The following is a 25,737-nucleotide window of genomic DNA, read 5'->3' on the forward strand; positions in this document are numbered from 1 at the left end:
CCGCCGCATCGGACCCACGCCTACGCGGAGGCGACCGTCAGCGCCGAGACCTCGGCGTCGGTGAGCTCAAGGTCGGCGACCGCGAGCAGCGCGGGCAGCTGCTCGACCGTACGGGCCGAGGCGATGGGGGCGGCGACGGTGGGCCGGGCGGCCAGCCAGGCCAGTGCGACGGTGGCGATCTCGGCGCCGCGCTCCTGCGCGATCCTGTCGAGCGCGGCGAGCACCTTGCGGCCCCGCTCGGTCTGAAGGTGCTTGCCCGCGCCCTCGGCGCGGGCGCTGTCCACCCGCTGGCCCGGCCGGTACTTGCCGGTGAGGAAGCCGGACGCCAGCGCGTAGTAGGGGACGGCGGCCAGGCCCGCGCGGGACGCGGTCTCCTGGAGGGCGCCCTCGTAGGTGTCGCGGGAGACCAGGTTGTAGTGCGGCTGGAGTGCCACGTACTTGGCGAGGCCCTCGCGGTCGGAGAAGTCCAGGAACTCCTGGAGCCGCGCCGGGGTGATGTTGGAGGCGGCGATCGCGCGGACCTTGCCGTCCCGGACCAGCTGGTCGAGGGCGGTGATGATCTCCTCGACGGACACGGTGGGGTCGTCGTAGTGCGTGTAGTACAGGTCGATGTGGTCGGTGCCGAGGCGGCGCAGCGACTCCTCGGCGGCCGCCTTGATGGTGCTTGCGGACAGCCCCTTGTACTCGGGGTGGGCGCCGACCTTGGTGGCGATCACCACGTCGTCCCGGTTGCCGCGGGCCGCCGTCCACTTCCCGATGATCGTCTCGGATTCGCCGCCGGACAGGCCGGGGGCCCAGTACGAGTAGGCGTCGGCGGTGTCGATGAAGTTGCCGCCGCCCGAGGTGTAGGCGTCGAGCACGGCGAACGACTGGTCCTCGTCGGCCGTCCAGCCGAAGACGTTGCCGCCGAGGGCGAGCGGGAAGACGGAGAGGTCGGAACTGCCTAGCGCACGGAGAGAAGTCATGGGTTGATCAACTCCCGTGCGCCGTGCGGTATTCCGAACCCCGCACGGATCAGGAGTTGAGGCTCTTTGGATTCCCAACCCCGCACGGTCAGGGATTGAGACCCTTTGGATTCCCAACCCCGCACGGATCAGGGATTGAGGCCCTTGGACTGGAGCCATGTCATCGGGTCGATGCCCGTGCCGTCCGGGGTGTGGACCTCCAGGTGGAGGTGCGGCCCCGTGACGTTGCCGGTCGCGCCGACCCGCCCGATGACGTCCCCGGTCGCCACCTTCTGCCCCGCGCTGACCGCGATCGACGACTGGTGGCAGAACCAGAGCTCGCTGCCGTCGTCGAGCGTGATCACCGTGCGGTAGCCGTACGCACCAGCCCAGGCCGCCGACTTGACCGTCCCGGAGTGAACCGCCTTGATCGGCGTGCCCGTCGGGGCCGCGAAGTCGAGGCCGGTGTGGTGGCCCGAGGCCCACATCGAGCCGGCCTCGCCGAACGTGGAGGTGATCGTGTACGAGCCGACCGGCAGCGAGTAGCTGGCGGCCAGCTTGGCCAGCCGCTCCTCTTCGGCCTTCTTCGCCGCGGCCTCCGCCGCCGCCTTCTTGTCCGCCGCGGCCTTGGCCGCCGCCGCGTCCTGCTTGGCCTTGGCCTCCGCGGCCGCCTTTTCCGCGGCGGCCTTCTGGGCGGCGGCCTTGGCCTCGGCCACGGCGCCCGCCTTCTGCTGCTCGGCCTGCTGGAGGATGCGGGCGCGCAGCGCCTCACCGGCGTCGGTGGCGCCCTGCTCGGCCTCGGCGGTGGAGAGCCCGGTCATGGTCAGCGGGGAGGCCGCGATCTTCTGGTCGGCCCGCGCCGCCTCGGTCTTCGGGGTGCTCGGGGCGTCGTGCGAGACGAGCTCGCCGACGCCGGGCAGCGACCCGAGGTCCGGCAGGTTCTTGGTGAGCGAGTCGGGCAGCGAGATGGAGACCGGCGGCTTGGTCTGCGCGGTGGCCATGCCGCCCGCGCCGACCGCGGCGATGACGCCGACGCCGAGCACGGTGGAGCTGCGTGCGAGTCCGCCGCGCTGCTTGGCCACCCGGTGCCGGCCGCGTACCGGGCGTATGGACTCCGCGGTCGGGTCCCACTCCTCCCACGTCTCGCTCTGGTCCGGCGCATCGCCGTACAGGGAATCGGGAGAAATCGGGGTGTCGAGGGCAGGCTCGTTGGACGCCACGAGGGCGCGCTCCTTTCCTTCCTTCTCGCCTACCGGGTTAGCTGACGGGTTCGGAGCAGGAAGGTCTCCTACGAGCGCCCGCGAAGGCGCCCGATTCACCCCAAGTTGGTGGTTCCCCGGTTCCCTTGCGGGATTCGGCGCATGCGCGCGGTGCCGCCGTTGCGGCGGCTGGGCCGACCGCGCTGCGTTATCGAACGTTAATAGACACCCGGTCCGGATTCCAAGCCGTTCTCACTGATCGTTAACGGCCGCGGCCTGGACTTAGTACCCACAGCCGGGTCAAACCGGGCGAGTTGACGGCGATTCAGCGCGGCTCGCGTCACCCGGCATTCCTGACGGTGTGTCAAATGTTATGCGGAGGGATACCCCACGGGCACCCACGGTGACCGGCTCTCGCCGCACTCATTTCACGATCCTGACGGTGCGGCGCCGGTCGGGCTGGCCCTCGATGGGCCGGTTCACCGCGAGCAGCGCCATGTCGTCGTTGGTGCCCCCGCCGGTGTAGCGCCGTACGTCGTCCACGAGCGCGTCCAGAACCTCGTCCGGACCGGGGAAGATCGCTCCGAGCAGCCGGGCGCGGGGGTCGTAGAAGACGCCTTCGGCGTCGCGCGCCTCGGACAGGCCGTCCGTATAGAACAGCAGCGTCGACCCCGCCGGGAACGACCGTTCGTCGGACCGGTCCGGCCACACCCCCAGGTCCGCCATGCCGAGCGGCAGCGCGGGTTCCGCCGGGACGAGCACGTCAAGGGCCCCGTCCGCGTGCAGCATCAACGGCTCGGGGTGCCCCCGGTTCACCAGGCGTACGGTGCCGTCGCCGCGCGGGATCTCGCCGAGCAGCGCGGTGGTGAACCCCTCGAACGCGTCGAGCCGGTCACGCCGGGTGCCCTCGCGGGCCAGCGCCCGCTCCAGCCGCCGGGCCACCGCCTCCAGGGAGGACTCCTGTTCGGCAGCCTCGCGGAAGGCGCCGATCACCACGGCGACGGCCTCCACCGCCTGGAGCCCCTTTCCCCGTACGTCCCCGACGATCAGCCGCACCCCGTGGGGGGTGTCCTGCACGGCGAACAGGTCCCCGCCGATGAAGGCGTCGGCCTGCGCCGCCTCGTACCGCGCGGCGACGTGGAGGCCGCCGATGCGGGAGGCGGGCGTGGGCAGCACGGCGCGCTGCGCGGTCTCCGCGATGACGCGGGCGGACGCCAGTTGTTCGTCGCTGCGGCGCAGGATGCGGTTGATGACGAGCGCCAGGCCGCCCACCGTGAGCACGGTGAACAGCTCGCTGGCGCCTTCGCCAAGGTTGGGGAGGTCCTGTATGAACCAGAGCCCGACGACCGCGACCAGCGAGCCCGCCCCGATGGCGGCGGTCGCGCGGCCCGAGTAGAACGGGGCGGCGATCAACGGGGCGCCCGCGAACAGGGCGGCGGCGGTCAGTTCGGGCGGCGTCGAGGCGTCGAAGATAAAGCCGACGACGATGAGCAGTACGGGTAGCGCCCGTACCAGGCGCCTCTCGCCCTCTGTTCGCTGCCGCACCCGTCCAGCCTGCCCCGTCCCCCCGCCGAAGGCGACTCCGCCACACCCGAGCGGGTACCGGGCCGGGCAGGGAGGCGCCGCGTCACAACGGGCGCCGGGCCCCGGCCCGGGTACGGGGGCCGGCCAGAGCCGCGCCCTCACAACCGCCCCCCAAGCGGGCCCCGAACCCCAGGGGCACCGAGTCCGACCAGAGCCGCACCCCCACAACGGGCATCGCGCCCGACCGGAGCGCCGGGGGCGCAGCTGGGTTCACTGCCGGCGGCAGCGATGTGAGCCCGGTCGGCCGCGGGCGCAACTCCCCCTGGTGTGGCGATGGTCGGCCGCCCGGTCGGATCCGCACGGCGGCCCGGACCAGTCACCGGTGCCCAGTCGGCAACCGCGCCCAGGGCCGATCACAGCCGGAGCCACCACCACACCCTTCGCGGGACCCTCCTTCACGGGACGAGCCTCCCGCACCTGGTCACACCCGCCCAGCCCGACCACGCCGAGCACGAGGGCGAGCAGCACGGCGGTCCGTGCCCGCGTGCCTCTCCTCGGAACTACCGCACACTCACTCATGGCGCACGCAAAGCTACCCTCCGCATGCGCGCCGGGCGGCTCAGCCGTCCGAGAGGTGCCGCTGCGCGTACACCTTCAGGGCATCCCGTACGAATTCCGCCGTGCCCGCGCCGTGCTGGTCGTAGTTGGCGCCGAAGCGGGGGTCGTCGACGTACATCTGGCCGAGAGCGGCGACGTACGACCTGGTGGCGGTCTGGGTGTGCGACAGCCAGACGACATGGCGGCGGGCGATGTCCTGCGCCTGTTCGCCGTCGACGGGCAGGCCGGCCGCGTGCGCGCGGCCCCAGTCGCGCGCGATGTACTCGTGCTCCTCCCGGAATCCCTTCTTCTGCTCCTCGCTGAGCGAGCGCCACCAGCGGTCGCCCTTCTCGTAGGCGTCCCGACCCCAGCGACGGCTCACCTCCTCCTCGTACCGCGTGTGCTCGAAGCCGTCGAACACTTCCTCGGCCATGAGTTCTTCCCCTTCCTCGGTCTTGCGCAGGGTGGTCCGCACCGAGGCGATCTGCCGCGCGATACGCGCGCGCTCCTGTTCGAGGAGGTGCAGATGGGTCCGCAGCGCGGCGGCCGGATCGCGCTCGCCTTCGAGGACCTCACCGATCACCGGCAGCGAAAGGCCCAGCTCCCTCAGGAGCAGAATCCGCTGGAGGCGGACCAGGGCGTCCTGCCCGTAATAGCGGTAACCGTTGCTTCCGATCCGGCTCGGAACGAGCAGGCCGAGCTCTCCGTAGTGCCGAAGCGTGCGGCTCGTCGTCCCGGCCTTCTTGGCGATCTCCTGGATCGACCACTCCTTGCCGTTCACACCGATCACGCTAGATCTTGACGTTGCGTAAAGGTCAAGCACCGGATCGGGGAACGCGCCGGATCGGGAAACGCGCCGGTTCCGGGAACGCTCCGGATCATCCGGGAATGCGAAGAGGCCCGGCACTCGAAAGTGCCGGGCCTCTTCGGTCAGTAGCGGGGACAGGATTTGAACCTGCGACCTCTGGGTTATGAGCCCAGCGAGCTACCGAGCTGCTCCACCCCGCGTCGGTAAACACAACTGTACGTCATTCGGAGGGGTGCTCCGAACCATTTACGGCGCACCCCTCCCGACGGCCTCTCGCCCTGGCGTCCCCGGGGACGGACGAATGCCGTGACAGGGGCGGGCGAATCCGTGACAGCGGTCGCGCACGAGGCGTCCCGCTTCCCCGCGCTGCCCCCACCTGGTCGCCCTCATCGCCGCGGCGGAACCCCCCGCCACCGCCGGCCTCGCCGAACCGCGGGGCACTGAACACGCCTGAGGGGACCGGCAGTTGAAGCGCCGGGCCCCTCGGAGTCGCACTGCGTAGGGATCACATGCTCGAACCGCGGCGACGGCGCGCGCCCAGCCAGGCGAACGCTCCGCCGAGGGCGACGAGGGCGGCGGCGACACCGGCGTACAGACCGGTGCGGGAGTCGGCGCCGGTGTGGGCGAGGCTGCCGGTGGCCGAGGTGGTGCTGAGGGCGGCGTTGTTCGCGGTGACGGCCGGAGTGCTGGACGAGGCCGGCTCGGCGGGCTTCGTGGCGGGCGTGCCGGAGGGCTTCGCGGACGGCTTGCCGGTGGGCGCGGTGGGCTGCTCGACCGGGCCGAGCGAGAAGCGCGCCTGCGCGAAGTCGAACGGGTAGGTGTTGCCCGAGGCGAGCGAGACCCGGGCCTCCGCGGTGACCGGGGTGACCCTCTTGAGCTGCGTCCTGAGGCCCAGGTTGATCCGCAGCGGCAGGGTGCGTACGCCCTTCGCGGCGCCGAAGCCCTTCTCGATCGCGGGAACGGTGATGTTGGCGCCGTCGGTCTTCAGGTCCTGCCAGCGGCCGTCGATCAGCCCCTGTACCCGGAAGTCGGGGTGGTTCACCTGGGCGCCGGCGTACGACAGCGTCAGGATGGTGTTGAGCTCGGTGTTGAACACGCCCTCGCCGGTGGCCCGGTACTTCAGGTCCAGGTACTGGCGGGTGCCCGGGGCGTCCGTGGTGGCGCCGGGCTTCTTCTCGAACCAGGTCGTGAGGTGGCCCGTCTTGATCTGCGGGTCGGCCTTGAAGACGCGGGAGGCCTGGTGGCTCTGCGCCACCTCACCGTTGAGGCTGGCCGCCGTCAGCGTGAAGTCACCGTCGTTGGTGGGGTAGTTCGCGGCGAGGCCGATGGTGACCTTCCAGGTCAGCTTGCCGTTCGCCGGGACCTGGAAGCCATCGCCGACACCCTTGCCGGACGCCGGGTAGAACAGGCCCTGCCAGCCGCCGTCCTGGTGTCCGACGAAGGACTTGGTCGCCGGCGCGTCCACCGCGTCGACGTTGAAGACGATGTCCTCCTTCTGCACCGGGCTGGCCCCGGCCGCGTCGCCGAGCAGCCACGGGTGGAACGGCTGCGCCTTGTCCGTCGGGTTCCGCACGGTCAGCTCGAACGTCTCGGTCGCCCCGCCGCGGGTCAGCGGCCCGTTCGGCGCCGGGGTGCCCATCTCCATGAGCAGCGGGCGCTGGGCGTCGCCGGCGGTGGCGGCCTGCGCCGACATCGGCAGCAGTACGGTGCCGGCGACGGCGGCGACGACAGCGGCGGCCGCGGGACGGAAGGAGCGGTCGGTACGAGCGGACATGGCGGATCCCCCCAAGGATCGACAAGAGCGTTCTGCGCGGCGGCAGTCGGCGAAGACGAGAGAAGTTCGGACGAGCCTCGGCAGAGCGCCGGGCCGGTCCGGAGGTGGTGCGAAGTGATCGCCGCCTGGCCGGTACTGCATCCCCCCGGTTGCTGCGATGTGCCCATCTTCGCGCAGCATCGATCCCCAAATAACCTTCACTCTGTCACCGACGCGCAACAGAGATCAGGAACGTAAGTCGACGCAGAGGGAGGGCCGTTGTCAGGCCCAGCCGGGGGCCGGGGGAAGCGGCCAGGACGGCGGGGTCGGCAGCGGATGGTCCGCGTGGAGTCCGGCCGCCGTACCGCGGCCGGCGAGCCAGGCGAGGAGGTCCCGGCTCGGGCCCGCGGCGGTGGGGCCGCCCCGGCCGATCGGCCAGGACCGGCCGAGGTCGGTCGCCTCGATGCGGGCGACGGGGAAGCCGCGTACGGCCAGCGCCGCGACGGTGCCGTCGAGGGCCCAGGCGACGTAGTCGGCGGGCCAGTCGGCGACGGTGTGGCCGAGGTTCAGATCGACGTGGTGGGTTTCGAGTTCGCGCCGCGCCCGGTGGAGGGTGAACCAGGCGGGGTGCCGCCAGCCCGCGAGAGCGGCGACCAGGGTGTTCCACCGCCCGCCCGGCATCGCCGCGGCCTCGTCGAACAAGCCCTCCAGGCTGCCCCGCACGTCGGCCACCAGGGTCGCGGCATCGCGCCCGGCCCCCTCGCGCAGCGCGCGCTCCAGCGCGGGAGTGTCGGCACGCGGTCCGGGCTCGGCGCCGGTACGCGCCAGGGCCAGCAGCCACCGGTAGACGTCGGCGCTGCGGGCGAGATGGGTGAGGACGTGCCCACGACTCCATCCGGCCAGCGCGGACGGCTCGCGGGCCTGCTGGTCGGTGAGCCCGTCGAGGGTGTCACCGAGCCGCGCGGCGGACCCGCGAACGGCATCGAGGAGAACGGCGAGTTCGGCCGGTCCGAGTCCGGTGGTGTCGGTCACGTGCCGGTACTTTACGACGCCGCCGGGCTGGTGGCCTGGCTGCCGATCGCACCCCGGGCAACCTGACGGCGCGACGATGCCCGCCCCCGAAACGGTGCTTCCCGCAGGTGCTTCCCGCGAACGGCGCCGCGCCCGGCCGGTGCCGCGGCTGCGGATCGCGCCCTGGGCAACCTGGCAGCGAGGCCCGCGTCACGGGCACGCGGCAGCCCGCACCAGCACCAGCACCAGCACCAGCACCAGCACCAGCACCAGCACCAGCAGCCGACCCTGCCTACGGGCTGCTGTTACCGGCTCCGCCGAGGAGTCCGAGCGCGGTGAGAACGGTGACGGAGAGCGTCATCCAGAGGATGAAAGCGCCACCGCCGTAGAGCACCGAGCCCGCGATGTCCGTACCGGCGGCGTAGCTCAATACGCCGGCGACCACGGCAACGAAGGCGGATGACACGAGCGCCAGGACGACGAGGAGCACCTGCGCGGCGAAGGGGGAGAGTTTCACCGGTCCCAATCCCTTTCGTAAGAGTGGCCGGACCGATGGCAGGGTTGCCTCAGCTCGGCCACATGGATGTGGCCTTACTGAGGCTTTGGACGCATCAAAGCGCTCGTTGCTACACCTGCGCGGCCGGTGCCCCCTTGCGCCCACCGATCATGCGCAGTCAGTCAGACAGCCTCTTCGGACGGTCCTCGTCGCCGTCGCCCCGCCCGACTTCCTCGTACGAGGCCCCGCCTCGCATTGACGAGCGTAGCCCTGTCAACTCCGTGATCGCCACAGCCAGTTGAGCATGGCGAGCCGCACTCCGACCGCTCCCGCATGCCGTGCCCTGCCTCGCGATCCACGCCCCGATCAGCTACTCGGCGCCCTTCCTTGCACGGGGCCACGCTCGACGTCGCACAACATCGCCCCGAAACGCCGGAGCGCCCCAGCCAATGATCCCCGGCCGGGGCGCTCAGACGCAGGTCAGAGGGGTAAACCCCTGACCCCACTCGATGTAGGCCATGTCGGACTCGAACCGACAACCAACGGATTAAAAGTCCGCTGCTCTGCCAATTGAGCTAATGGCCCTTGGCGAGTCACCCATGAGCATAGCCGGACGCCGCCCGGCAGCCGATCGGGTATCGGTTGCCGGGCCCGTCGCGGGTCAGGCGCGGGGTGTCGCGTCGGCCGTCGGGCGCAGGAACCAGTGGCGGGCCGAGGCCAGCCACCAGGCCGTCGCGAAGCCCAGGACGGCGAGCACCGCGACCGGGGCGTAGTTGAAGTTCTCCCAGGTCATCGGGGAGAGCTGCGGCAGCATGAACAGGACTGTGATGACCGCCACCCAGGCCACCGCCAGGATGCCGACCGGGCGCGACCAGCGGCCCAGGTGCCAGGGGCCGCGGGCGAAGGAATCTCCACGGAACAGGCGCAGCAGGGTCGGGATCACATAGGCGATGTAGAGGCCGATCACCGCGATCGAGGTCACGGCCGCGTACGCCGTCACGTTGATCAGGTAGGGCAGGCCCAGGACCAGCGCGGCCCCGGCGGCCAGCCAGACCGCCGCGACCGGTGTGCGGGTGCGGGGGCTCACCGTGTGCCAGAGCCGGGAGAAGGGCAGCGCGCCGTCGCGTGAAAAGGCGTAGATCATGCGCGAGTTGGCGGTCACCGACGCCATCCCGCAGAAGAGCTGCGCGCCGATCACCACCAGCAGGAGCAGTTTGCCGCCCGTCGCGCCCAGTGAGTCCAAGAGGATCTGGGCGGGGGGCGCGCCGGTGTCGGAGTTCAGCTGGGTGTCGTACGCGCCGATCGCGTACGTGAAGCCGAGGAGGAGGACGAGGCCCGCTATCCAGGACGTCCAGATCGCGCGGACGATGCCCTTCGGGCCCGCCGTCGAGGCGTCGTGGGTCTCCTCCGTCATGTGGGCGGAGGCGTCGTACCCGGTGAAGGTGTACTGCGCCATCAGCAGGCCGATCAGCACGACGTACACGCTGTTGGTGAAGCCGGTTTCGTTCACGAACTTCGTGAAGACGAACGAGGTGGAGCGGTGGTGGTCGGGGACCAGCGCGAGCGCGGCCACGATCACCGCGACGCCGAGCACGTGCCACCACACGCTGACGCCGTTGAGGAACGCGACGATGCGCACGCCGAAGGTGTTCAGGAGGCCGTGCAGGAGCAGGATCGCCGCGAACAGCAGGATCGTTCGGGCCGGGGTGACCCCGAAGCCGAACTGGAGGTTCAGGTACGCCCCGAGGAACGACGCGGCGCCGAAGTCGACGCCCGCGGTCACGGCGATCTGGCCGAGCACGTTGAACCAGCCCGTGAACCACGCCCACGCGGCGGCCTGGCGCGGCGGGGCCAGACGGTGGGCCCAGAAGTACAGGCCCGCCGAGGTGGGGTAGGCCGAACAGATCTCAGCCATCGCGAGGCCGACGACGAGCGTCATGAGGCCCACCGCGACCCAGCCCCAGGTGATCAGGGCCGGGCCGCCGGTCTTCATGCCGTACGCGTACATCGTCAGGCAGCCGGAGAGCACCGAGATGATCGTGAACGAGACGGCGTAGTTGGAGAACGCCGACATCCGGCGCGCGAGGACCTGCTTGTAGCCCAGCTGTGCCAGGCGTTCCTCGTCCGACCCCGGTGTTCCCTCGCTGGTGGTGCCGACGTCAGTTGTCATGCCCCCGGTGATGCCCGCACCGGGGGCCCGACATGCCATCAGTCAGCCATGGAATGACCGCGTCTGAGCGTCCGCGGGACCGAAGTGGCGCCTAATAGAGCGACTTGTACATGTTCCAGCCACCGCCGAGCGGCTTCCGCTCCCCGAAGGCGCCGTTCCCGGCACCCGGGTACAACCAGAGCGAGCCGCCGTTCTCCCGGGCCAGCAGGTCGGGCCTGCCGTCGCCGTCGAGATCGCCCGCGCCGACCAGGGAGTTGAAACCGCCCCAGCCGCCGCCCAGGCGGATCCGGTCGGCGAAGCCGCCCTTGCCGTTGCCGGGGTACGTCCACAGGACACCGGCGGAGTCCCGGGTCAGGAGGTCGCCCCTGCCGTCCCCGGTCAGGTCGCCCGCGCCCACGATCAGGAGGCCGCCCCAGCCCCAGCCCGCCTTGACCGGGTCCTTGAAGCCGAGGGCGCCGTTGTCGGAGTAGACGTACAGATCCCCGCCGGGCGTCCGGGCCACCAGATCCGGGCGGCCGTCGCCGTCCACGTCCCCGGGCGACACCAGCGTGTCGTAGGCGTTCCACCCCTTGCCCAGGCTCTGGTACGCCGTCGAGGGCGTCAGCGCGGCGCCACACGGCGGTGTGTACGCCCGCAGCTCACCGGTCGCCATGCGTACCAGCACGTCGTTGCACCGGTCGCCGTTCACGTCCCGGAAGGCGATGGCGGCGGCCATCTCGTTCGCGCCGGTCCAGCCCTCGCCGACGGCCTGCGCCGAAGTGGCGACGCCGGGTCCGGTCCGCAGGTCGAAGCGGCCCGAGGGGGTCAGCGCGAGGAGGTCGGCACGGCCGTCGGGGCCGCCCGCGCCGACGAAGTCCCGCGCGACGGCGCCCGCGCCGGTCAGGCCGACCGTGCCGGTCCGGGTGAGGGCCGCGCCCTGGCCGTCGGCCGGGGTGGCGGTCAGGGTCCAGGCGTAGCCGCCGTTCGACGCGTACCGGCCGTCATCCGCCTTCCCGTCCCAGTCGGGCCGCACCAGACCGCGGGTCTGTCCGCCGGTCAGGGTGCGGACCGTGGCACCCATAGCGTCCTTGACGGTGAGCTGCCAGGACGCGGCGGGCTTGCTCAGCCACCAACGGGGCTTCCAGGAACCGGAGTTGGCGTTGCCCCGGGCGGGCGTGTCCGCGTCGATGGCGCTCAGAGCAGAGGTGGGGACGCCGGTCGGGACGACGTGAATGGCGTCCTCGGCGTCGACGTGGGCGACGGGCCCGCCGAAGCGGTCCACGGCCCAGCCCTTGTCCGCGGCCGTCTGCTTCGGGCTGCCGAGCGTCCGGGTGCCCGAACCGCCGCGCACGTCCGTGACGTTGAGGACGCCGCCCTGCTGCCAGGCGACGTAGCCGTCACCGAGCCGGGCGTCCTGGTGCGCGGGCAGCGCGACGCCGCGCCCGGTGGCGCTGTCGTACACCCCCGATGCCGAACTCCCGCACTCCCACAGGATGTTGACGCCATTGGCCTGGAGCGAGGTGAGGTCGCAGTCGCTCACCTTCGCGGTACTGAGGGTCTTGCCGCTGCGTACGTCGATGGCGTCCACCGAGCCGGTGCCACTCTCGACCCACAGGGTGGAACCGTAGAGCGCGTACGCGGAGTACATCTGGGAGTCGGGGCCGCGGTAGACGTACTCACCCGTGTCGAGGTCGTTGACCTCGACGCCGTACGGCCTGGTGGCCACGTACCGGCCGGACACCTGGAACGGATCGCTGCGCCGGAACAGCGGACCGTCCAGGACGGTCCGGCCCGGCAGCGACGCACCCTCGTCGACCACCCGCAGGCCGTCGGCCGCCCGGTACACCAGTCGCCCGTCGCCGGTGGGCTGGAGCTGGGGGCAGCTGTCGTCGGCGCAGCCGTTGGGGAAGGCCTTCTCGTCGCCGCCCCGGTCCACCCGCTCACCCGCCGCGGGAGCGCCGGTGACCGTGAGGTCGATGCCGCGCAGCCGGGCGGGCCGCTCACCGTCGCCCAGTACATGGTCGAGCGTGCTCAGGCGCCCCTGCGCGAGGGACATCCCGAGGCCGGCGGTCCGCACCAGCGGCGCGTTCGCGACCTCGGTCACGGAGAAGGAGCCGTCGGCGCCCGGGGCCCGGACCGCGACGACGCCCTTCCTGCCGCCCTCGGCCCGGCCGATCAGCATCGTGCCGTCCGCCGTGAACCGCGGCATCGCGGTGGCGCGCTCCAGGACCTGGCGCTCGGGGCCGCCGCCGAACGGGACGGCGACGATGCGGTAGTTGAGGGAGGAGTAGTACGTACCGCCGTCCGCGGAGATGCGCCGGGCGATCAGCACGTGGTCGCCGACCGTGCCGAGCAGCCGCGCGTCGTCGTCGCCGGAGACCGTGAACTCGTGGGCGGCGGGCTTGTCGAGCGCCGCCATGTCCCAGACCTTCACCCGGCCGTCGGGCGCCCACTGGGTGACGTGACCGCCGCTCACCTCGGTGCGGTCGACCTCGGCCAGCTTGGTGAGGCGGCTGCCCGACGCGTCCAGCCAGTACACCCAGGTGAACCCGCTGTAGTGGGTGATGGCGAACAGGCCGTCCCCGTTCGACGCCAGTTCGTTGACGTAGTCGCCGAACACGGCGGTCGGCCGGTCGTTCACGCTGCCGTTCCTCCAGGTCAGCGCGTGGAGCGTGGTCGTACTCCAGTCCTTCTGCGAGGTCACCACGGTGTCGCCGAAGACCGAGAAGAACTCCTGGCCCACGGGCAGCGTCCAGGTCCGCTCCGAGCCGTCCTTCATGTTGCGCTGCGTGACGCTGCGTCCGTCACGGCTCCTGAAGGTGACGGTGTCCGTCCCCGTCCCGTAGGCCACCTCCATGCCCGCGGGCATCGGCAGCGGCTTGGTGACTCCGTCGGCGTACGTCGTCCAGTTGAAACCGTCGTGCACCCAGCCGGACAGGTATCCGGTGTCTCCCGCGCCGTTCAGGACGACCGCGTTCTGGTCGGGCCGCTGCTCGGCGGGGATGGTCAGTCCGGCCGGCGCGTCGGCCGCGACCGCCGCCTGCGTGGTGAGTGGTACGACGACCGCGGTGATGCCGAGGGCGGCGGCTGCCGCGACAGCGCCGCGGAACATGGTGTGACGTCTCAAGTGGCTCTCCCGTAACCCTTCAAGGCAGGGGAGGACACGGCGAACGCGGTGTGCAGGATGAAGCCCCCCGGCTTCCCATAACCCCCCAGATCAAGCGCTTTGACCCTAACAGCAGACTCACAGGAAGCGGCGCGCGGTTTCGAACCCGTTCAGTTGCCGCCACCACGGATACGCGAACAGGGCCCGCACCACACCGATGAGGTGTCGTGCGGGCCCTGTCGAGCCGTCAGGCGGCGGCGTCAGGCAGTGCCTCAGCCGTTGCGCTTCCAGCGGGGCTTGTCGTCGCGGCGACCGAAGGAGCCGGTGTTCGTGCCGGTGTTGGAGCCACCGCGGTGGTCGTCACGACGGCCGTACGGGCGGTCGTGTCCGCCGGAGCGGAAGCCACCGCCGGCGGGACGGTCGTCACGACGGTCGCGGTTGAACGGGCGGTCGCTGCCACCGCGGTTGAAGCCGCCCGAGGGGCGCTCGTCACGGCGGTCGCGGTTGAAGCCACCGCGCTCGCCACCGCGGTCGTCACGGTTGAAACCGCCCGAGGGACGGTCGTCGCGGCGGAAGCCGCCACGGTCGCCACCGCGGTCGTCACGGTTGAAACCACCGGAGGGGCGGTCGTCGCGACGGAAGCCGCCCGAGGGACGGTCGTCACGGCGCTGGAAACCACCGGAGGGACGGTCGTCACGGCGGAAGCCGCCGGAGGGACGCTCGTCACGACGCTGGAAACCGCCCGAGGGACGGTCGTCACGGCGGAAACCGCCCGAGGGACGCTCGTCACGACGGTCACGGTTGAAGCCACCGCGCTCGCCACCGCGGTCGTCACGGCGCTGGAAACCGCCGCGGTCGCCACGGTCGCCGCCACGGTTGTCACGGCGGTCGAAGTTGCCCCGGTCGTCGCGGCGCTGGAAGCCACGGTCGTCGCGGGACTCGCGGGCCTCCGGCTGAGCCGGAACCGCGGCGGCGGCAGCAGCCGCGACCTCGGCCTCGGCCTCGGCGGCGACCTCGGCGACCGCGGCCGCCACGCCCTCGGCGTCCTCACCGCGCTCGCGGGCGGCACGCGCCACCAGGCGGTCGGCCTCCTCGCGGAGCTCGGCGGCCCGGCGCGTCGAGCGCTCCAGCTGCTGGGTGAGCTCGGCGACCTCGCGCTCGGCCTGCTTGGCGGCGTTGTTCGCCGAGTCGGCCTGGACCTCGGTCAGCGAACGGGCGCCGGTGATCTCGGCGACCTCGGGGTCGAAGGCGCCGGCGCTCTGGATGATGTGGCGCGAGGCGTCGACGCCCGCGTCCTCCATCAGCCGGAAGATCTGGCGGCGCTGGTGCGGCAGGGACAGCGACACGACGACACCGGACTTGCCGGCGCGGGCGGTACGGCCCGAACGGTGCAGGTAGTCCTTGTGGTCACCGGCCGGGTCCACGTTGAGGACCAGGTCGATGCCGTCGACGTGGATGCCGCGCGCGGCGACGTCGGTGGCGACGAGCGCGTTGACGTAACCCTTCTTGAAGTCCTCAAGGACTCGGGTACGCGCGCCCTGGGTCATGCCGCCGTGCAGCGCGTCGGCCTTCACGCCCGACTCGCACAGCTGCTCGGCGATGCGGTCCGCGCCCAGCTGGGTGCGGACGAAGATGATCGTGCGGCCCTTGCGGGCGGCGATCGCGGCCGTGACCGGCGCCTTGTCCTTCGGCTTCACGACGAGGACGTGGTGGGTCATGGTCGAGACGTTGCCCTGCGCGCTGTCGACCTCGTGCGTGACGGGGTTCGTCAGGTAGCGCTTGACCAGCGTGCTGATCTCGTTCTCCATGGTGGCGGAGAAGAGCATGCGCTGGCCGCCGCCGGGGATCTGGTCGAGCAGCTCGGTGACCTCGGGCAGGAAGCCCAGGTCGGACATCTGGTCGGCCTCGTCGAGGACGGCGACCTGGACGTTGGCGAGCGAGCAGGCGCCGCGGTTGATGAGGTCGCGCAGACGGCCCGGGGTGGCGACGAGGATGTCGACGCCGCGCTCCAGGGCGTAGATCTGGTTGCTCATCGAGGTGCCGCCGCAGACGACCTTCATCTTCAGGCCGAGCACGTCGCCGTACGGCTGGAGGGCGTCCGCGACCTGCATCGCGAGCTCACGCGTCGGCGTGAGGATGATCGCGCGGGGCTTCTTCTTCTCGGTGTGGCCGCCGGCCAGCTGGGCCAGGGTCGGCAGACCGAAGGAGAGGGTCTTGCCGGAACCGGTACGGCCACGGCCGAGGATGTCCTTGCCGGCCAGGGCGTCCGGGATGGTCGCGGCCTGGATCGGGAAGGGGGAGGTCACCCCGTTCTGGGCGAGCTTGCGCACGACGCCCTCGGGCAGACCGAGGTCCGCGAAGGTGACGGTGGGCTCGGTGTTCTCGTCCGCCTCGGACTCGACGATCTCGACGACCTCGATGACGTCGGAGGCCGCTACGGCCTCGACGACGTCGTTCTCACGGGTCTCGTTGTTCTCGTTCTCGGGCAGGACGGAGTGATCAGTGCTGGAAATGGACATGCGAAATGCGAAACCTTCCGGAGTCTCGGCACGCGCCCGTCAACTCCGTGATTCGCAATTCGACCGCCTCGATGCGGTCAGCCACGGCTAGGGAGAGTACGCGCCACACGGCGCTCTTCTGTGTCGGCGCCGGGCAATGGGATCAAACGATCTACTACCATACGCACCCCCACCCCCTTAAGGCAAACCGAGTCCGCCTAAACCGGTCCCACCTGCGGTGATGCGGTCGGCTCCTGATCCATCTCGACCCTGCTGCGGCGCAGCGCGCTGTTGTGGGTGTCGGCTCCCGGGGTCGTGGACGGCGAGGGGTCCGCGGTCACCGGCGGCGGCGCCGGAGCCGACGGGGAGGGCGGCGGGCTCGGGGCCGGGTGGCTGGGCACGGAGGGCGGCTGCGAGGGACCGCCCCGCGAGGGCTTGGCCGGGGCGGGCACGCCCGGCTTCGGCGGGGCACCGGCCGGCGGCGCGGCCGCGCCCGGCGCCGTGGCGGACCCGCTGGGGCTCGGCGCCCCGGACGCCCCGCCGGGCGCCTTCGCCTCGTGCTTGCCGGTGTGGGCCCGGCCCGCCGCCTCGCCCCCCTTGCCGCCGCCGGACCTGGCCGCCTCACCGTGCTGCCCGGCCGAGGCCGAGGGCTTCGGCCTGCCCCCGTCGTCCCTGACGCTCATGCAGCCCGCCGACGCCGCGAGCACCAGGACAGTCACGGCCAGCTCGGCCAGGCGGACAGGGGTGGTCAACTGGCGCACGGGGGCACCTCCGGGACGGGGAGCGGCGGGGTCGTACTTCCCAACTCCCGCGCCCCCACCGGGGACACGCCCGGCCCGCACCCGGGTTGCCCCCGACATTCGTCCGAGCCACGTCAAACTCCACCGCCGGTCTCGACGGGACCGGCAGGTCTCACGCCTGCCCGGCTTTTTGATGTTCTCCGGGCCGCCGGAACAGGCGTGCGTCCCGGACAATGGACCGTGTGCTGGAGATGACGCGCGACGCCTTCGAAGAGCTGGTCAGCGATGCCCTGGACAAGATCCCGGCAGAGCTGACCAGGCTCATGGACAACGTGGCCGTATTCGTCGAGGACGAACCCGATCCGTCGGACCCGGAGCTGCTGGGTCTGTACGAGGGGACCCCGCTCACCGACCGAGGTGAGTGGTACGCGGCCGTCTTGCCGGACCGGATCACGATCTACATGGGCCCGACCCTGCGGATGTGCGAGACGGCCGAGGACGTGGTCCACGAGGTTTCCGTGACCGTGGTCCACGAGATCGCCCATCACTTCGGCATCGCGGACGACCGCCTCCACGAGCTGGGCTGGGGCTGACCAGGGCTGATCGAGCCCGGCGGCGGTCACGCGATCACCCCAAGAGCCCCCGAAGAGACACGCGACGGGATTCGTGACCCCCCGTCACTTCCGCCTCCCCGAGCAGTTCCTCGAACTCCTCGCACGTCATCTCCAGCACCCGGCCATTGCCGGTCACCCGGCGGCATACGGGCGCGCCCGCAGGGGCATACGGCTCCCATGCGAGCCATGTCCGCGACCCGCCAGGCGCTGGCACGGGCAGCGGGACTGTGCTGCGTCGTCCTGATCGGCGCCTGGCTGGGACTGCTGGTCGTCGGCAACGTACGCACCCCCGTGGGCCCCATGGACACCACCATGACGCTGCGGCCCTCGCTCACCGGCGGCACCAAGATCAACGTCTCTCCGCTGGGCGCCCTCGAACTGCGCTCGCACCTCGCGCCGCTCCGGCTGGACGTCGACGTCGACCGGCTGGACCCGGAGCGCGCCCAGGCGCTGGTCAGCCACCCGGAGCGGATTTCGGGGCTCCAGCAGGAGATCACCCGCGACGTCGGGCAGGGCACCCGGGACGTGGCGCTGCGCTCGTGCGTCGCGGTTGTCTCCGGCGCCACCGCGCTCGGCCTCGCCGTCTACCGCCGCCCGCGCCGCGCGCTGGCCGCCGGCGGACTCGCCCTCACCCTGCTCGGCGCCTGCGGCCTGAGCGCGTACGCCACCTGGAACCCGCAGTCCGTACTCGAACCGAAGTACTCGGGGCTGCTCACCTCGGCCCCGCAGGTCGTCGGCGACGCCCGCTCGATCGTGACCGAATTCGGCGTCTACCAGCAGGAGTTGGCGAAGCTGGTGACCAACGTCACCAAGCTGTACGACGTCGCCTCCACCCTCCCCGCCTACCAGCCGGACCCGGCCACCCTGCGCGTGCTGCACGTTTCCGACATCCATCTGAACCCGGCCGCCTGGCACATCATCACCTCGCTGGTCACCCAGTACCGGATCGACGTGATCATCGACTCCGGCGACACCATGGACCACGGCAGCACCGCCGAGAACCGCTTCCTCGACGCGATCCCCGACCTCGGCGCCCCGTACGTCTGGGTGCGCGGCAACCACGACTCGGCGGCCACCCAGCGCTATGTCGCGGGGCTGCGGAACGCGCACGTCCTGGACGACGGGCAGGCCGTCACGATCGCGGGCGTACGCATCGCCGGGATGGGGGATCCCGAGTTCACCCCGGACCGCTCGACGGCGGACACCGACCCCGACGGGGCCGAACGTGCGGCCGGGAGCCGGCTCGCCGCCGCCCTGCGCGCCCAGAGCCGGGCCGGCACCCCCGCCGACATCGCGGTCACCCACGAGCCGGCCGCGGCGCGAGACGGACGGCACCGTCCCGCTCGTCCTCGCCGGGCACCTCCACCACCGCGAGACGGAGGTCATGAAGCAGGGCACCCGGCTGAAGGTGGAGGGATCCACGGGCGGTGGGGGCCTGCGCGCGCTCCAGAACCAGGAGCCGGAAAAGGTCCGCGCCTCCGTCCTGTACCTCGATCGCACCACCCGCCGTCTCCAGGCCTGGGACGAGGTGACGCTGGGCGGTCTGGGCCTGACCACGGCCGAGGTCGCCCGCCATCTGCCCACCCCGCGGTGACCTCCACGGAAACCGTTTTGGCGATACCTCCCCGCATCCCATATGCTTCTCACGTCCCCGACGCGCTGCGAAGCGCCCAGGCGGGCCAATTAGCCCTCATCGTCTAGTGGCCCAGGACGCCGCCCTTTCAAGGCGGTAGCACGGGTTCGAATCCCGTTGGGGGCACGCACAATCCTGTGCGAGACTTGGTCTCGCGCAAGCTTGGTCCTGTGGAGCAGTTTGGAGTGCTCGCCACCCTGTCAAGGTGGAGGCCGCGGGTTCAAATCCCGTCAGGACCGCTGGTGTTTCACGTGAAACACCGTGGCTGGGTAGCTCAGTTGGTACGAGCGATCGCCTGAAAAGCGATAGGTCGCCGGTTCGACCCCGGCCCCAGCCACCACCCGAAAGCCCCGACCGATCCGGTCGGGGCTTTCGTCGTATTCCAAGCCCAGGATGGCGTATTCCAAGCCCAGGACGGGGCCCGCCCTCCCCCGGGCGGGCCCCGTCACCTCAGGTTTCCTCCGACGCGCGGGTGCGGCCCCGCCAGCCGCGAACGCCCAGGACCAGCGCGGCCACCGCCGCCAGGACCATCAGCAAGACCCAGTCCGGGACCGCGTCGCCGATGCCCTTCGTCCACTCCTCCACCGCGTACGAGTCGTCGACGTCCAGCAGCCCCGGCAGGGCCGTCGCCCCGTCGTACGCGAGGAACAGCGCGCCCAGCGCGATGAAGAAGAGGCCCGACAGCAGCGACGTGGTGTGGAGTTCGAAGCGGCCCAGCCGCACGATCCGGCCACGCAGCCACTTGCGGCCGCCCAGTTCGAAGCGTTCCCAGAGCAGCGCCAGGACGAAGAGCGGCACCGCCATGCCCAGCGCGTACACCGCGAGCAGCAGGCCCCCGTAGACCGGGCTGCCGCTCACCGCCGCCACGGTGAGGACGCTGCCCAGGATCGGCCCCGCGCAGAAGCCCGCCAGGCCGTAGACCGCGCCGAGGGCGTAGACGGAGAGCGCGGTCGTGGGGCGGATCTTCCCCGACAGCTGCGTCATGCGGCGGCTCGCGAAGCCCAGGCCCACGATCTGGGCCACGCCGAGCGCGACGATCAGCCAGCCGCCGATGAGCACGAGCTGGTCGCGGTGGCCGTAGAAGATCCGGCCCGCGTACGAGCCCGCCGCCCCCAGCGGGACGAGCGTGGTCGCCAGGCCCGCGTAGAAGATGCCGGTCCGGGCGAGCAGCTTGGTGCGGCTGGAGATCGAGTACGCGAAGAACGCGGGCAGGAGCAGCGCGCTGCACGGGCTCAGGAGCGCGAGGAGACCGCCCAGGAACGCGGCCAAGTAGCCGATGTCCGGGGTCATTTCTTCGCCGCCGCCTTCGCCGCCTCGACGGCCTGCGCGAACTCGTCCATCGGCTGGGCGCCCGCCAGCGGACGGCCGTTGATCAGGAACGAGGGGGTGGAGCTGGCGCCCAGGCCGTACGCCTCGTCCTGGTCCTTCTTCACCGCCGCCTTGGCGGCCTCGCTGTCGAGGTCCGCCGCGAAGCGGGCGTCGTCCGGCACGCCCGCTTCCTTGGCGAGTTCCTTGACGCGCTCCGCGCCGAACCCCTTCTCCTTCGAGCCCTGCGCGTACGCCGCCGCGTGGAACTGCCAGAACCTCCCCTGCTGCCCGGCCGCCCAGGCCCCGCGCGCGGCCGCCTCGGACTCGGCGCCGAAGATCGGGAAGTTGCGCCACTCGATGCGCAGGGTGCCGTTGTCGACGTACTTCTTCACCAACTGCGGCTCGGTGTCGCGGGCGAACTTCCCGCAGTACGAGCACTTGAAGTCGGCGTACTCGATCATCACGACGGGGGCGTCCGCGCGGCCCTGGGCCAGCGGGTCCCTGGCGTCACGGCGGGCCAGCTTCGTCAGCTCGGGGTGGGTGTCGGCGGCCGCGTCGGTGGAGGAGGCGTCGCCGACCGCGGGCCGGGGGCCGGGGTTGGTCGCCTGGTAGGAGGCGATCCCGAGGACGGCCGCGGCGGCCACCACGGCCACCCCGATCAGGAACGGCTTGCGGGACTTGGCGGGCGGCGGGCCGGGCTTGCGGGACTTGGCGGACGTGGCAGCCTTCGCGGGCTTCGCGGACGTGGCAGCCTTCGCGGGCTTCGCGGACGTGGCAGCCTTCGCGGGCTTCGCGGGCGTGGCGGGCTTCGTGTTCTTGGGCATGCGGGAACTCCGGGTGCGTACGCAGGGCGCGTACAGGAAGGACGCGTGCAGCAAAGACGCGTACGGGGAGGAAAAGGGCGGTCGCGGGTGAGCGGACCGGACCTCTAGACCCGGAGCACCGAGAGTTCGACGGGGGAGGGCGCGACGAGCGTCGGCCCGCGCACCGGCGGGTTGCGGTGGGCCGCGTAGAGCCCGCACAGCGCGCCGGGCGCGATGCGGTCCTCCAGCACCGGCGCCTGGTCGTGGGCGACGCGCGCCCGGACCGGCGCGGCGGGCTCGGACCCCTCGTTCTGCCCGCCCTTCTTGCAGCCGGGCGTGCCCGACGTGCCGGCGAACGCGGGCGCCGACGCCTTCTGCGCGGGTACGCCGCCGGGCGCGGCCGAAGTCGCGGCAGCCGGCCCGCACAGCGCCACCGCGAACACCGCGAACACCGTCAGCAGCACCGCGGTGAGGCGGCGGCGCGGGGCACGGGAGCGGGGCATGCCCGAAATGGTACGGGGTGTTCACCCAGGGACACCGAAATGCGTTCGCCACTCGTCCGCGGCGGGTGAGATCCTGAATCAGGTATGTCTACTTCCTTCGCCGATCTCCAGACGCTGCTCGACGGGGCCTCGCTGCGCGACGCCCACCGTCTGGGCCGCCGTCTCGAAGGCGCCCGCCGCATCCGCAAGCCCGAGGCCCGGCAGGCCGTGCTCGACGAGATCGCCGCCGAGGCCCAGAAGTCCGCCGAGCGCATCGCCCGGCGGTCCGCCCGCGTGCCCGAGGTCAGCTACCCCGAGCAGCTCCCGGTCAGCCAGAAGAAGGACGACATCCTTCAGGCGATACGCGACCACCAGGTCGTGATCGTCGCGGGCGAGACCGGCTCGGGCAAGACCACCCAGATCCCGAAGATCTGCATGGAGCTGGGTCGCGGTGTCCGCGGGATGATCGGGCACACCCAGCCCCGCCGGATCGCGGCCCGCACGGTCGCGGACCGGATCGCCGAGGAGCTGAACACCCCGCTGGGCGAGGCGGTCGGCTGGAAGGTCCGGTTCACCGACCAGGTGAACCAGGACGCGACCTTCGTGAAGCTGATGACGGACGGCATCCTGCTCGCCGAGATCCAGACGGACCGCGAGCTGCGCGCCTACGACACGATCATCATCGACGAGGCCCACGAGCGGTCCCTCAACATCGACTTCCTGCTCGGCTATCTGGCCCAGCTGCTGCCCAGGCGCCCCGACCTCAAGGTCGTCATCACCTCGGCGACCATCGACCCGGAGCGCTTCTCGCGCCACTTCGGCGACGCGCCCATCGTGGAGGTCAGCGGGCGTACGTACCCCGTCGAGGTGCGCTACCGCCCCCTCCTCGAAGAGGACAGCGAGGACTCCGACCGCGACCAGATCACCGCGATCTGCGACGCCGTGGACGAGCTCCAGTCGGCGGGCCCCGGCGACATCCTGGTCTTCCTCTCCGGTGAACGCGAGATCCGCGACACGGCGGACGCGCTGATCAAGAAGAACCTCCGGTCGACGGAGGTGCTCCCCCTCTACGCACGCCTGAGCCACGCCGAGCAGCACCGCGTCTTCCAGCAGCACTCGGGCCGCCGGATCGTGCTCGCCACGAACGTCGCCGAGACCTCCCTCACCGTCCCGGGCATCAAGTACGTCATCGACCCCGGCACCGCCCGCATCTCGCGCTACAGCCACCGCACCAAGGTGCAGCGCCTGCCGATCGAGCCGGTCAGCCAGGCCAGCGCCAACCAGCGCAAGGGCCGCTGCGGCCGTACGTCCGACGGCATCTGCATCCGGCTGTACTCCGAGGACGACTTCCTCACCCGGCCGGAGTTCACCGACGCCGAGATCCTGCGTACGAACCTGGCCTCCGTCATCCTCCAGATGACCGCGGCCGGCCTCGGCGACATCGAGAAGTTCCCCTTCATCGACCCGCCGGACCACCGCAACATCCGTGACGGCGTCCAACTCCTACAGGAACTGGGCGCGTTGGACCCGACGGAGAAGGATCCGAAGAAGCGGCTGACCCAGCAGGGCCGCAAGCTGAGCCAGCTCCCCGTCGACCCGCGCCTGGCCCGCATGGTCCTGGAGGCCGACCGCAACGGCTGCGTACGCGAGGTCATGGTCATCGCGGCCGCGCTCTCCATCCAGGACCCGCGCGAGCGCCCCTCCGACAAGCAGGCGCAGGCCGACCAGCAGCACGCCCGCTTCAAGGACGAGACCAGCGACTTCCTGGCCTTCCTCAACCTGTGGCGGTACGTCCGCGAGCAGCAGAAGGAGCGCGGCTCGTCCTCGTTCCGCCGGATGTGCAAGCAGGAGTACCTGAACTTCCTGCGCATCCGCGAGTGGCAGGACATCTACTCGCAGCTGCGTACGGTCGCCAAGACCATGGGCATCCACCTGAACGAGGAGGACGCGCCCGAGCAGTCGGTGCACACCTCGCTCCTCGCCGGACTCCTCTCGCACATCGGCTTGAAGGACACCGACAAGAACGAGTACCTGGGCGCCCGCAGCGCGAAGTTCGCGATCTTCCCCGGCTCGGCGCTCTTCAAGAAGCAGCCGAAGCTCGTGATGTCGGCGGAGCTCGTGGAGACCTCGCGCCTGTGGGCCCGGGTCAACGCGAAGATCGAGCCCGAGTGGATCGAGCCGCTCGCCCAGCACCTGGTCAAGCGCACCTACAGCGAGCCGCACTGGGAGAAGGACCAGGCCGCGGTGATGGCGTACGAGCGCGTGACGCTGTACGGCGTGCCGATCGTCGCGAACCGCAAGGTGAACTACGGCCGCATCGACCCCGAGGCCTCGCGCGAGTTGTTCATCCGCAACGCCCTGGTCGAGGGCGACTGGCGCACGCACCACAAGTTCTTCGCCGACAACCGCAAACTCCTCACCGAGGTGGAGGAGCTGGAGCACCGGGCGCGGCGCCGCGACATCCTCGTGGACGACGAGACGCTGTACGACTTCTACGACCGGCGGGTGCCCGAACACGTCGTGTCCGGCGCGCACTTCGACTCCTGGTGGAAGCACAAGAAGCACGACGAGCCCGAACTCCTCGATTTCGAGCGCGAGATGCTCATCAACGAGAAGGCCGGGGCGGTCACCAAGGACGACTATCCGGACTCCTGGCGCCAGGGCCCGCTGAAGTTCCGGGTGACCTACCAGTTCGAGCCGGGCGCGGACGCGGACGGCGTGACCGTGCACATACCGCTCCAGGTCCTGAACCAGGTCACCGACGAGGGCTTCGACTGGCAGATTCCCGGCCTGCGCGAGGAGGTCGTCACGGAGCTGATCCGTTCCCTCCCCAAGCCGATCCGCCGCCATTACGTCCCGGCGCCGAACTACGCGTCGAAGTTCCTGGACCGGGCGGTGCCGTTGCAGGAGCCGCTGCCGGTCACCCTCGCCCGCGAGCTCCAGCGGATGGTGGGCGTCCCGGTCACGGCCGACGACTTCGACCTCACCCGGGTGCCGGACCACCTGAAGATCACCTTCCGGATCGTCGACGAACGGCGCCGCAAGCTCGCCGAGGACAAGGACCTGGAGGCGCTCAAGCTCCAGCTGCGCCCGAAGGCCCGTCAGGCCCTCTCGCAGGCCGCCAGGGCCACCGCGGGGCCCTCGGGCGAGTCCATCGAGCGCTCGGGCCTCACGGACTGGACGATCGGCACCCTGACGAAGGTCTTCGAAACCCGCAGGGCGGGCCAGCCGGTGAAGGCCTTCCCGGCGCTGGTCGACGCGGGCGAGACGGTCTCCGTACGCCTCTTCGACACGGAGGCCGAGCAGCAGCAGGCGATGTGGCGCGGCACCCGGAGGCTGATCCTGCTGAACATCCCGGTGAACCCCGCCAAGTTCGCCTCGGACAAGCTCACCAACCAGCAGAAGCTGGCCCTGTCCCGCAATCCGCACGGTTCGATCCAGGCGCTCTTCGACGACTGCGCGACGGCGGCCGCGGACAAGCTGATCGCGGACCACGGGGGCCCGGCCTGGGACGAGGAATCGTTCCGCAAGCTGTACGACAAGGTCCGCGCGGACCTGGTGGACGCGACGGTGCGCACGGTCGGACAGGTCCAGCAGATCCTGGCCGCCTGGCAGGCCTGTGAGCGCCGCCTGAAGGCCACGAACAGCCTGACCCTGGTCGGCAACGTGACGGACGTACGCAACCAGCTCGCGGCCCTCGTGCCGCCCGGCTTCGTGACGAAGACGGGGCTGCGCCGGCTACCCGACCTGATGCGCTACCTCGTCGCGGTGGACCGCCGGCTCCAGCAGATGCCGACGGCCGTCCAGCGCGACACCACGCGCATGGAGAAGGTCCACGAGATGCAGGACGAGTACGCGTGGCTGCTCGAACAGCTGCCGCAGGGGCGTCCGGTGCCGCAGCAGGTCCTGGACATCCGCTGGATGATCGAGGAACTGCGGGTGAGCTACTTCGCGCACGCGCTCGGCACGGCGTTCCCGGTCTCCGACAAGCGCATCGTGAAGGCGATCGACGCGGCGGCGCCGTAGCGCGGGCATCGCTCTGCGTGAGTTCGACCTGACCAGCTGACCTGCG

16 protein-coding genes, 5 tRNA genes, 1 pseudogene and 1 riboswitch are annotated in these 25,737 nt (G+C 71.2%); of the genes and pseudogenes, 6 read left to right on the top strand and 16 right to left on the bottom strand.

What is annotated here, in order from left to right:
• Positions 1-20: 20 nt before the first annotated feature.
• From OG522_RS17820 to OG522_RS17880, 13 genes are all read right to left on the bottom strand, one after another.
• Entirely contained in the window at positions 21-965 is a 945-nt protein-coding gene (locus tag OG522_RS17820) for an aldo/keto reductase (RefSeq protein WP_329463963.1), read from the bottom strand.
• A 128-nt stretch (positions 966-1,093) separates the two neighbouring features.
• A complete protein-coding gene (locus tag OG522_RS17825) occupies positions 1,094-2,164 on the bottom strand; it encodes a M23 family metallopeptidase (protein WP_329463964.1) in 1,071 nt (356 codons plus the stop codon).
• Positions 2,165-2,175: 11 nt separating this feature from the next.
• A riboswitch (cyclic di-AMP (ydaO/yuaA leader) is annotated at positions 2,176-2,314 on the bottom strand.
• A 252-nt stretch (positions 2,315-2,566) separates the two neighbouring features.
• Entirely contained in the window at positions 2,567-3,688 is a 1,122-nt protein-coding gene (locus tag OG522_RS17830) for a PP2C family protein-serine/threonine phosphatase (protein WP_329463965.1), read from the bottom strand.
• A gap of 598 nt (positions 3,689-4,286) precedes the next feature.
• Complete coding sequence (locus OG522_RS17835; RefSeq protein ID WP_329463966.1) at positions 4,287-5,045, bottom strand: MerR family transcriptional regulator; 759 nt, start codon at positions 5,043-5,045, stop codon at positions 4,287-4,289.
• Positions 5,046-5,198: 153 nt separating this feature from the next.
• Positions 5,199-5,272 (bottom strand) — tRNA-Met (locus tag OG522_RS17840).
• A 305-nt stretch (positions 5,273-5,577) separates the two neighbouring features.
• On the bottom strand, positions 5,578-6,846 hold the full coding sequence (locus OG522_RS17845; protein WP_329463968.1) for a hypothetical protein: 1,269 nt from the start codon (positions 6,844-6,846) through the stop codon (positions 5,578-5,580).
• Between the two features lie 261 nt (positions 6,847-7,107).
• Positions 7,108-7,857: a maleylpyruvate isomerase family mycothiol-dependent enzyme gene (locus tag OG522_RS17850; RefSeq protein ID WP_329463969.1), complete on the bottom strand. Its 750-nt coding sequence runs from the start codon at positions 7,855-7,857 to the stop codon at positions 7,108-7,110.
• Between the two features lie 271 nt (positions 7,858-8,128).
• On the bottom strand, positions 8,129-8,353 hold the full coding sequence (locus tag OG522_RS17855; RefSeq protein ID WP_329463970.1) for a hypothetical protein: 225 nt from the start codon (positions 8,351-8,353) through the stop codon (positions 8,129-8,131).
• A gap of 491 nt (positions 8,354-8,844) precedes the next feature.
• Positions 8,845-8,917 (bottom strand) — tRNA-Lys (locus OG522_RS17860).
• A 76-nt stretch (positions 8,918-8,993) separates the two neighbouring features.
• Entirely contained in the window at positions 8,994-10,502 is a 1,509-nt protein-coding gene (locus OG522_RS17865; protein WP_329463971.1) for an amino acid permease, read from the bottom strand.
• A 91-nt stretch (positions 10,503-10,593) separates the two neighbouring features.
• Entirely contained in the window at positions 10,594-13,608 is a 3,015-nt protein-coding gene (locus OG522_RS17870) for an FG-GAP-like repeat-containing protein (RefSeq protein WP_329463972.1), read from the bottom strand.
• 251 nt (positions 13,609-13,859) lie between these two features.
• Positions 13,860-16,106 carry a DEAD/DEAH box helicase gene (locus OG522_RS17875; protein WP_329463973.1) on the bottom strand — a complete coding sequence of 749 codons (2,247 nt, stop codon included), beginning with the start codon at positions 16,104-16,106 and terminating at the stop codon, positions 13,860-13,862.
• Positions 16,107-16,303: 197 nt separating this feature from the next.
• Positions 16,304-16,846 (bottom strand): hypothetical protein, encoded by a 543-nt coding sequence (locus OG522_RS17880; RefSeq protein WP_329463974.1) that lies wholly within the window; start codon positions 16,844-16,846, stop codon positions 16,304-16,306.
• Positions 16,847-17,067: 221 nt separating this feature from the next.
• Here OG522_RS17880 and OG522_RS17885 point away from each other — a divergent pair, with 221 nt between their 5' ends.
• The 5 genes and pseudogenes from OG522_RS17885 (at position 17,068) to OG522_RS17905 (ending at position 19,412) form a co-directional block, all read left to right on the top strand.
• Entirely contained in the window at positions 17,068-17,418 is a 351-nt protein-coding gene (locus OG522_RS17885; protein ID WP_329463975.1) for a metallopeptidase family protein, read from the top strand.
• 198 nt (positions 17,419-17,616) lie between these two features.
• Positions 17,617-19,033, top strand: a pseudogene (locus OG522_RS17890) (metallophosphoesterase family protein).
• A 92-nt stretch (positions 19,034-19,125) separates the two neighbouring features.
• Positions 19,126-19,198 (top strand) — tRNA-Glu (locus OG522_RS17895).
• 38 nt (positions 19,199-19,236) lie between these two features.
• Positions 19,237-19,311 (top strand) — tRNA-Asp (locus OG522_RS17900).
• Between the two features lie 24 nt (positions 19,312-19,335).
• Positions 19,336-19,412: transfer RNA gene (locus tag OG522_RS17905), tRNA-Phe, on the top strand.
• Positions 19,413-19,522: 110 nt separating this feature from the next.
• On the opposite strand, the gene OG522_RS17910 is transcribed toward OG522_RS17905, so the two are convergent.
• The 3 genes from OG522_RS17910 to OG522_RS17920 form a co-directional block, all read right to left on the bottom strand.
• Complete coding sequence (locus OG522_RS17910; protein ID WP_329463976.1) at positions 19,523-20,362, bottom strand: cytochrome c biogenesis CcdA family protein; 840 nt, start codon at positions 20,360-20,362, stop codon at positions 19,523-19,525.
• Positions 20,359-21,204, bottom strand: coding sequence for a DsbA family protein (locus OG522_RS17915; RefSeq protein WP_329463977.1), 846 nt, complete (start codon positions 21,202-21,204; stop codon positions 20,359-20,361). Before OG522_RS17915 ends, OG522_RS17910 begins: the two co-directional genes overlap by 4 nt.
• Before the next feature lie 104 nt (positions 21,205-21,308).
• Entirely contained in the window at positions 21,309-21,686 is a 378-nt protein-coding gene (locus tag OG522_RS17920) for a hypothetical protein (RefSeq protein WP_329463978.1), read from the bottom strand.
• Positions 21,687-21,770: 84 nt separating this feature from the next.
• On the opposite strand from OG522_RS17920, the gene hrpA reads away from it, so the two are divergent.
• Positions 21,771-25,691, top strand: coding sequence for an ATP-dependent RNA helicase HrpA (hrpA, locus tag OG522_RS17925; protein ID WP_329463979.1), 3,921 nt, complete (start codon positions 21,771-21,773; stop codon positions 25,689-25,691).
• The last annotated feature ends 46 nt before the right edge of the window (positions 25,692-25,737 follow it).

Origin of the sequence: Streptomyces sp. NBC_01431 (assembly GCF_036231355.1) — a bacterium.
In the GTDB taxonomy this organism is placed as follows: domain Bacteria; phylum Actinomycetota; class Actinomycetes; order Streptomycetales; family Streptomycetaceae; genus Streptomyces.

Bases quoted from the DNA above. Each gene is read 5' to 3' on its own strand.
- OG522_RS17865 (WP_329463971.1), bottom strand. From the start codon at position 10,502: ATGACAACTGACGTCGGCACCACCAGCGAGGGAACACCGGGGTCGGAC.
- OG522_RS17910 (WP_329463976.1), bottom strand. From the start codon at position 20,362: ATGACCCCGGACATCGGCTACTTGGCCGCGTTCCTGGGCGGTCTCCTC.
- OG522_RS17820 (WP_329463963.1), bottom strand. From the start codon at position 965: ATGACTTCTCTCCGTGCGCTAGGCAGTTCCGACCTCTCCGTCTTCCCG.
- OG522_RS17920 (WP_329463978.1), bottom strand. From the start codon at position 21,686: ATGCCCCGCTCCCGTGCCCCGCGCCGCCGCCTCACCGCGGTGCTGCTG.
- hrpA (WP_329463979.1), top strand. From the start codon at position 21,771: ATGTCTACTTCCTTCGCCGATCTCCAGACGCTGCTCGACGGGGCCTCG.
- OG522_RS17875 (WP_329463973.1), bottom strand. From the start codon at position 16,106: ATGTCCATTTCCAGCACTGATCACTCCGTCCTGCCCGAGAACGAGAAC.
- OG522_RS17845 (WP_329463968.1), bottom strand. From the start codon at position 6,846: ATGTCCGCTCGTACCGACCGCTCCTTCCGTCCCGCGGCCGCCGCTGTC.
- OG522_RS17915 (WP_329463977.1), bottom strand. From the start codon at position 21,204: ATGCCCAAGAACACGAAGCCCGCCACGCCCGCGAAGCCCGCGAAGGCT.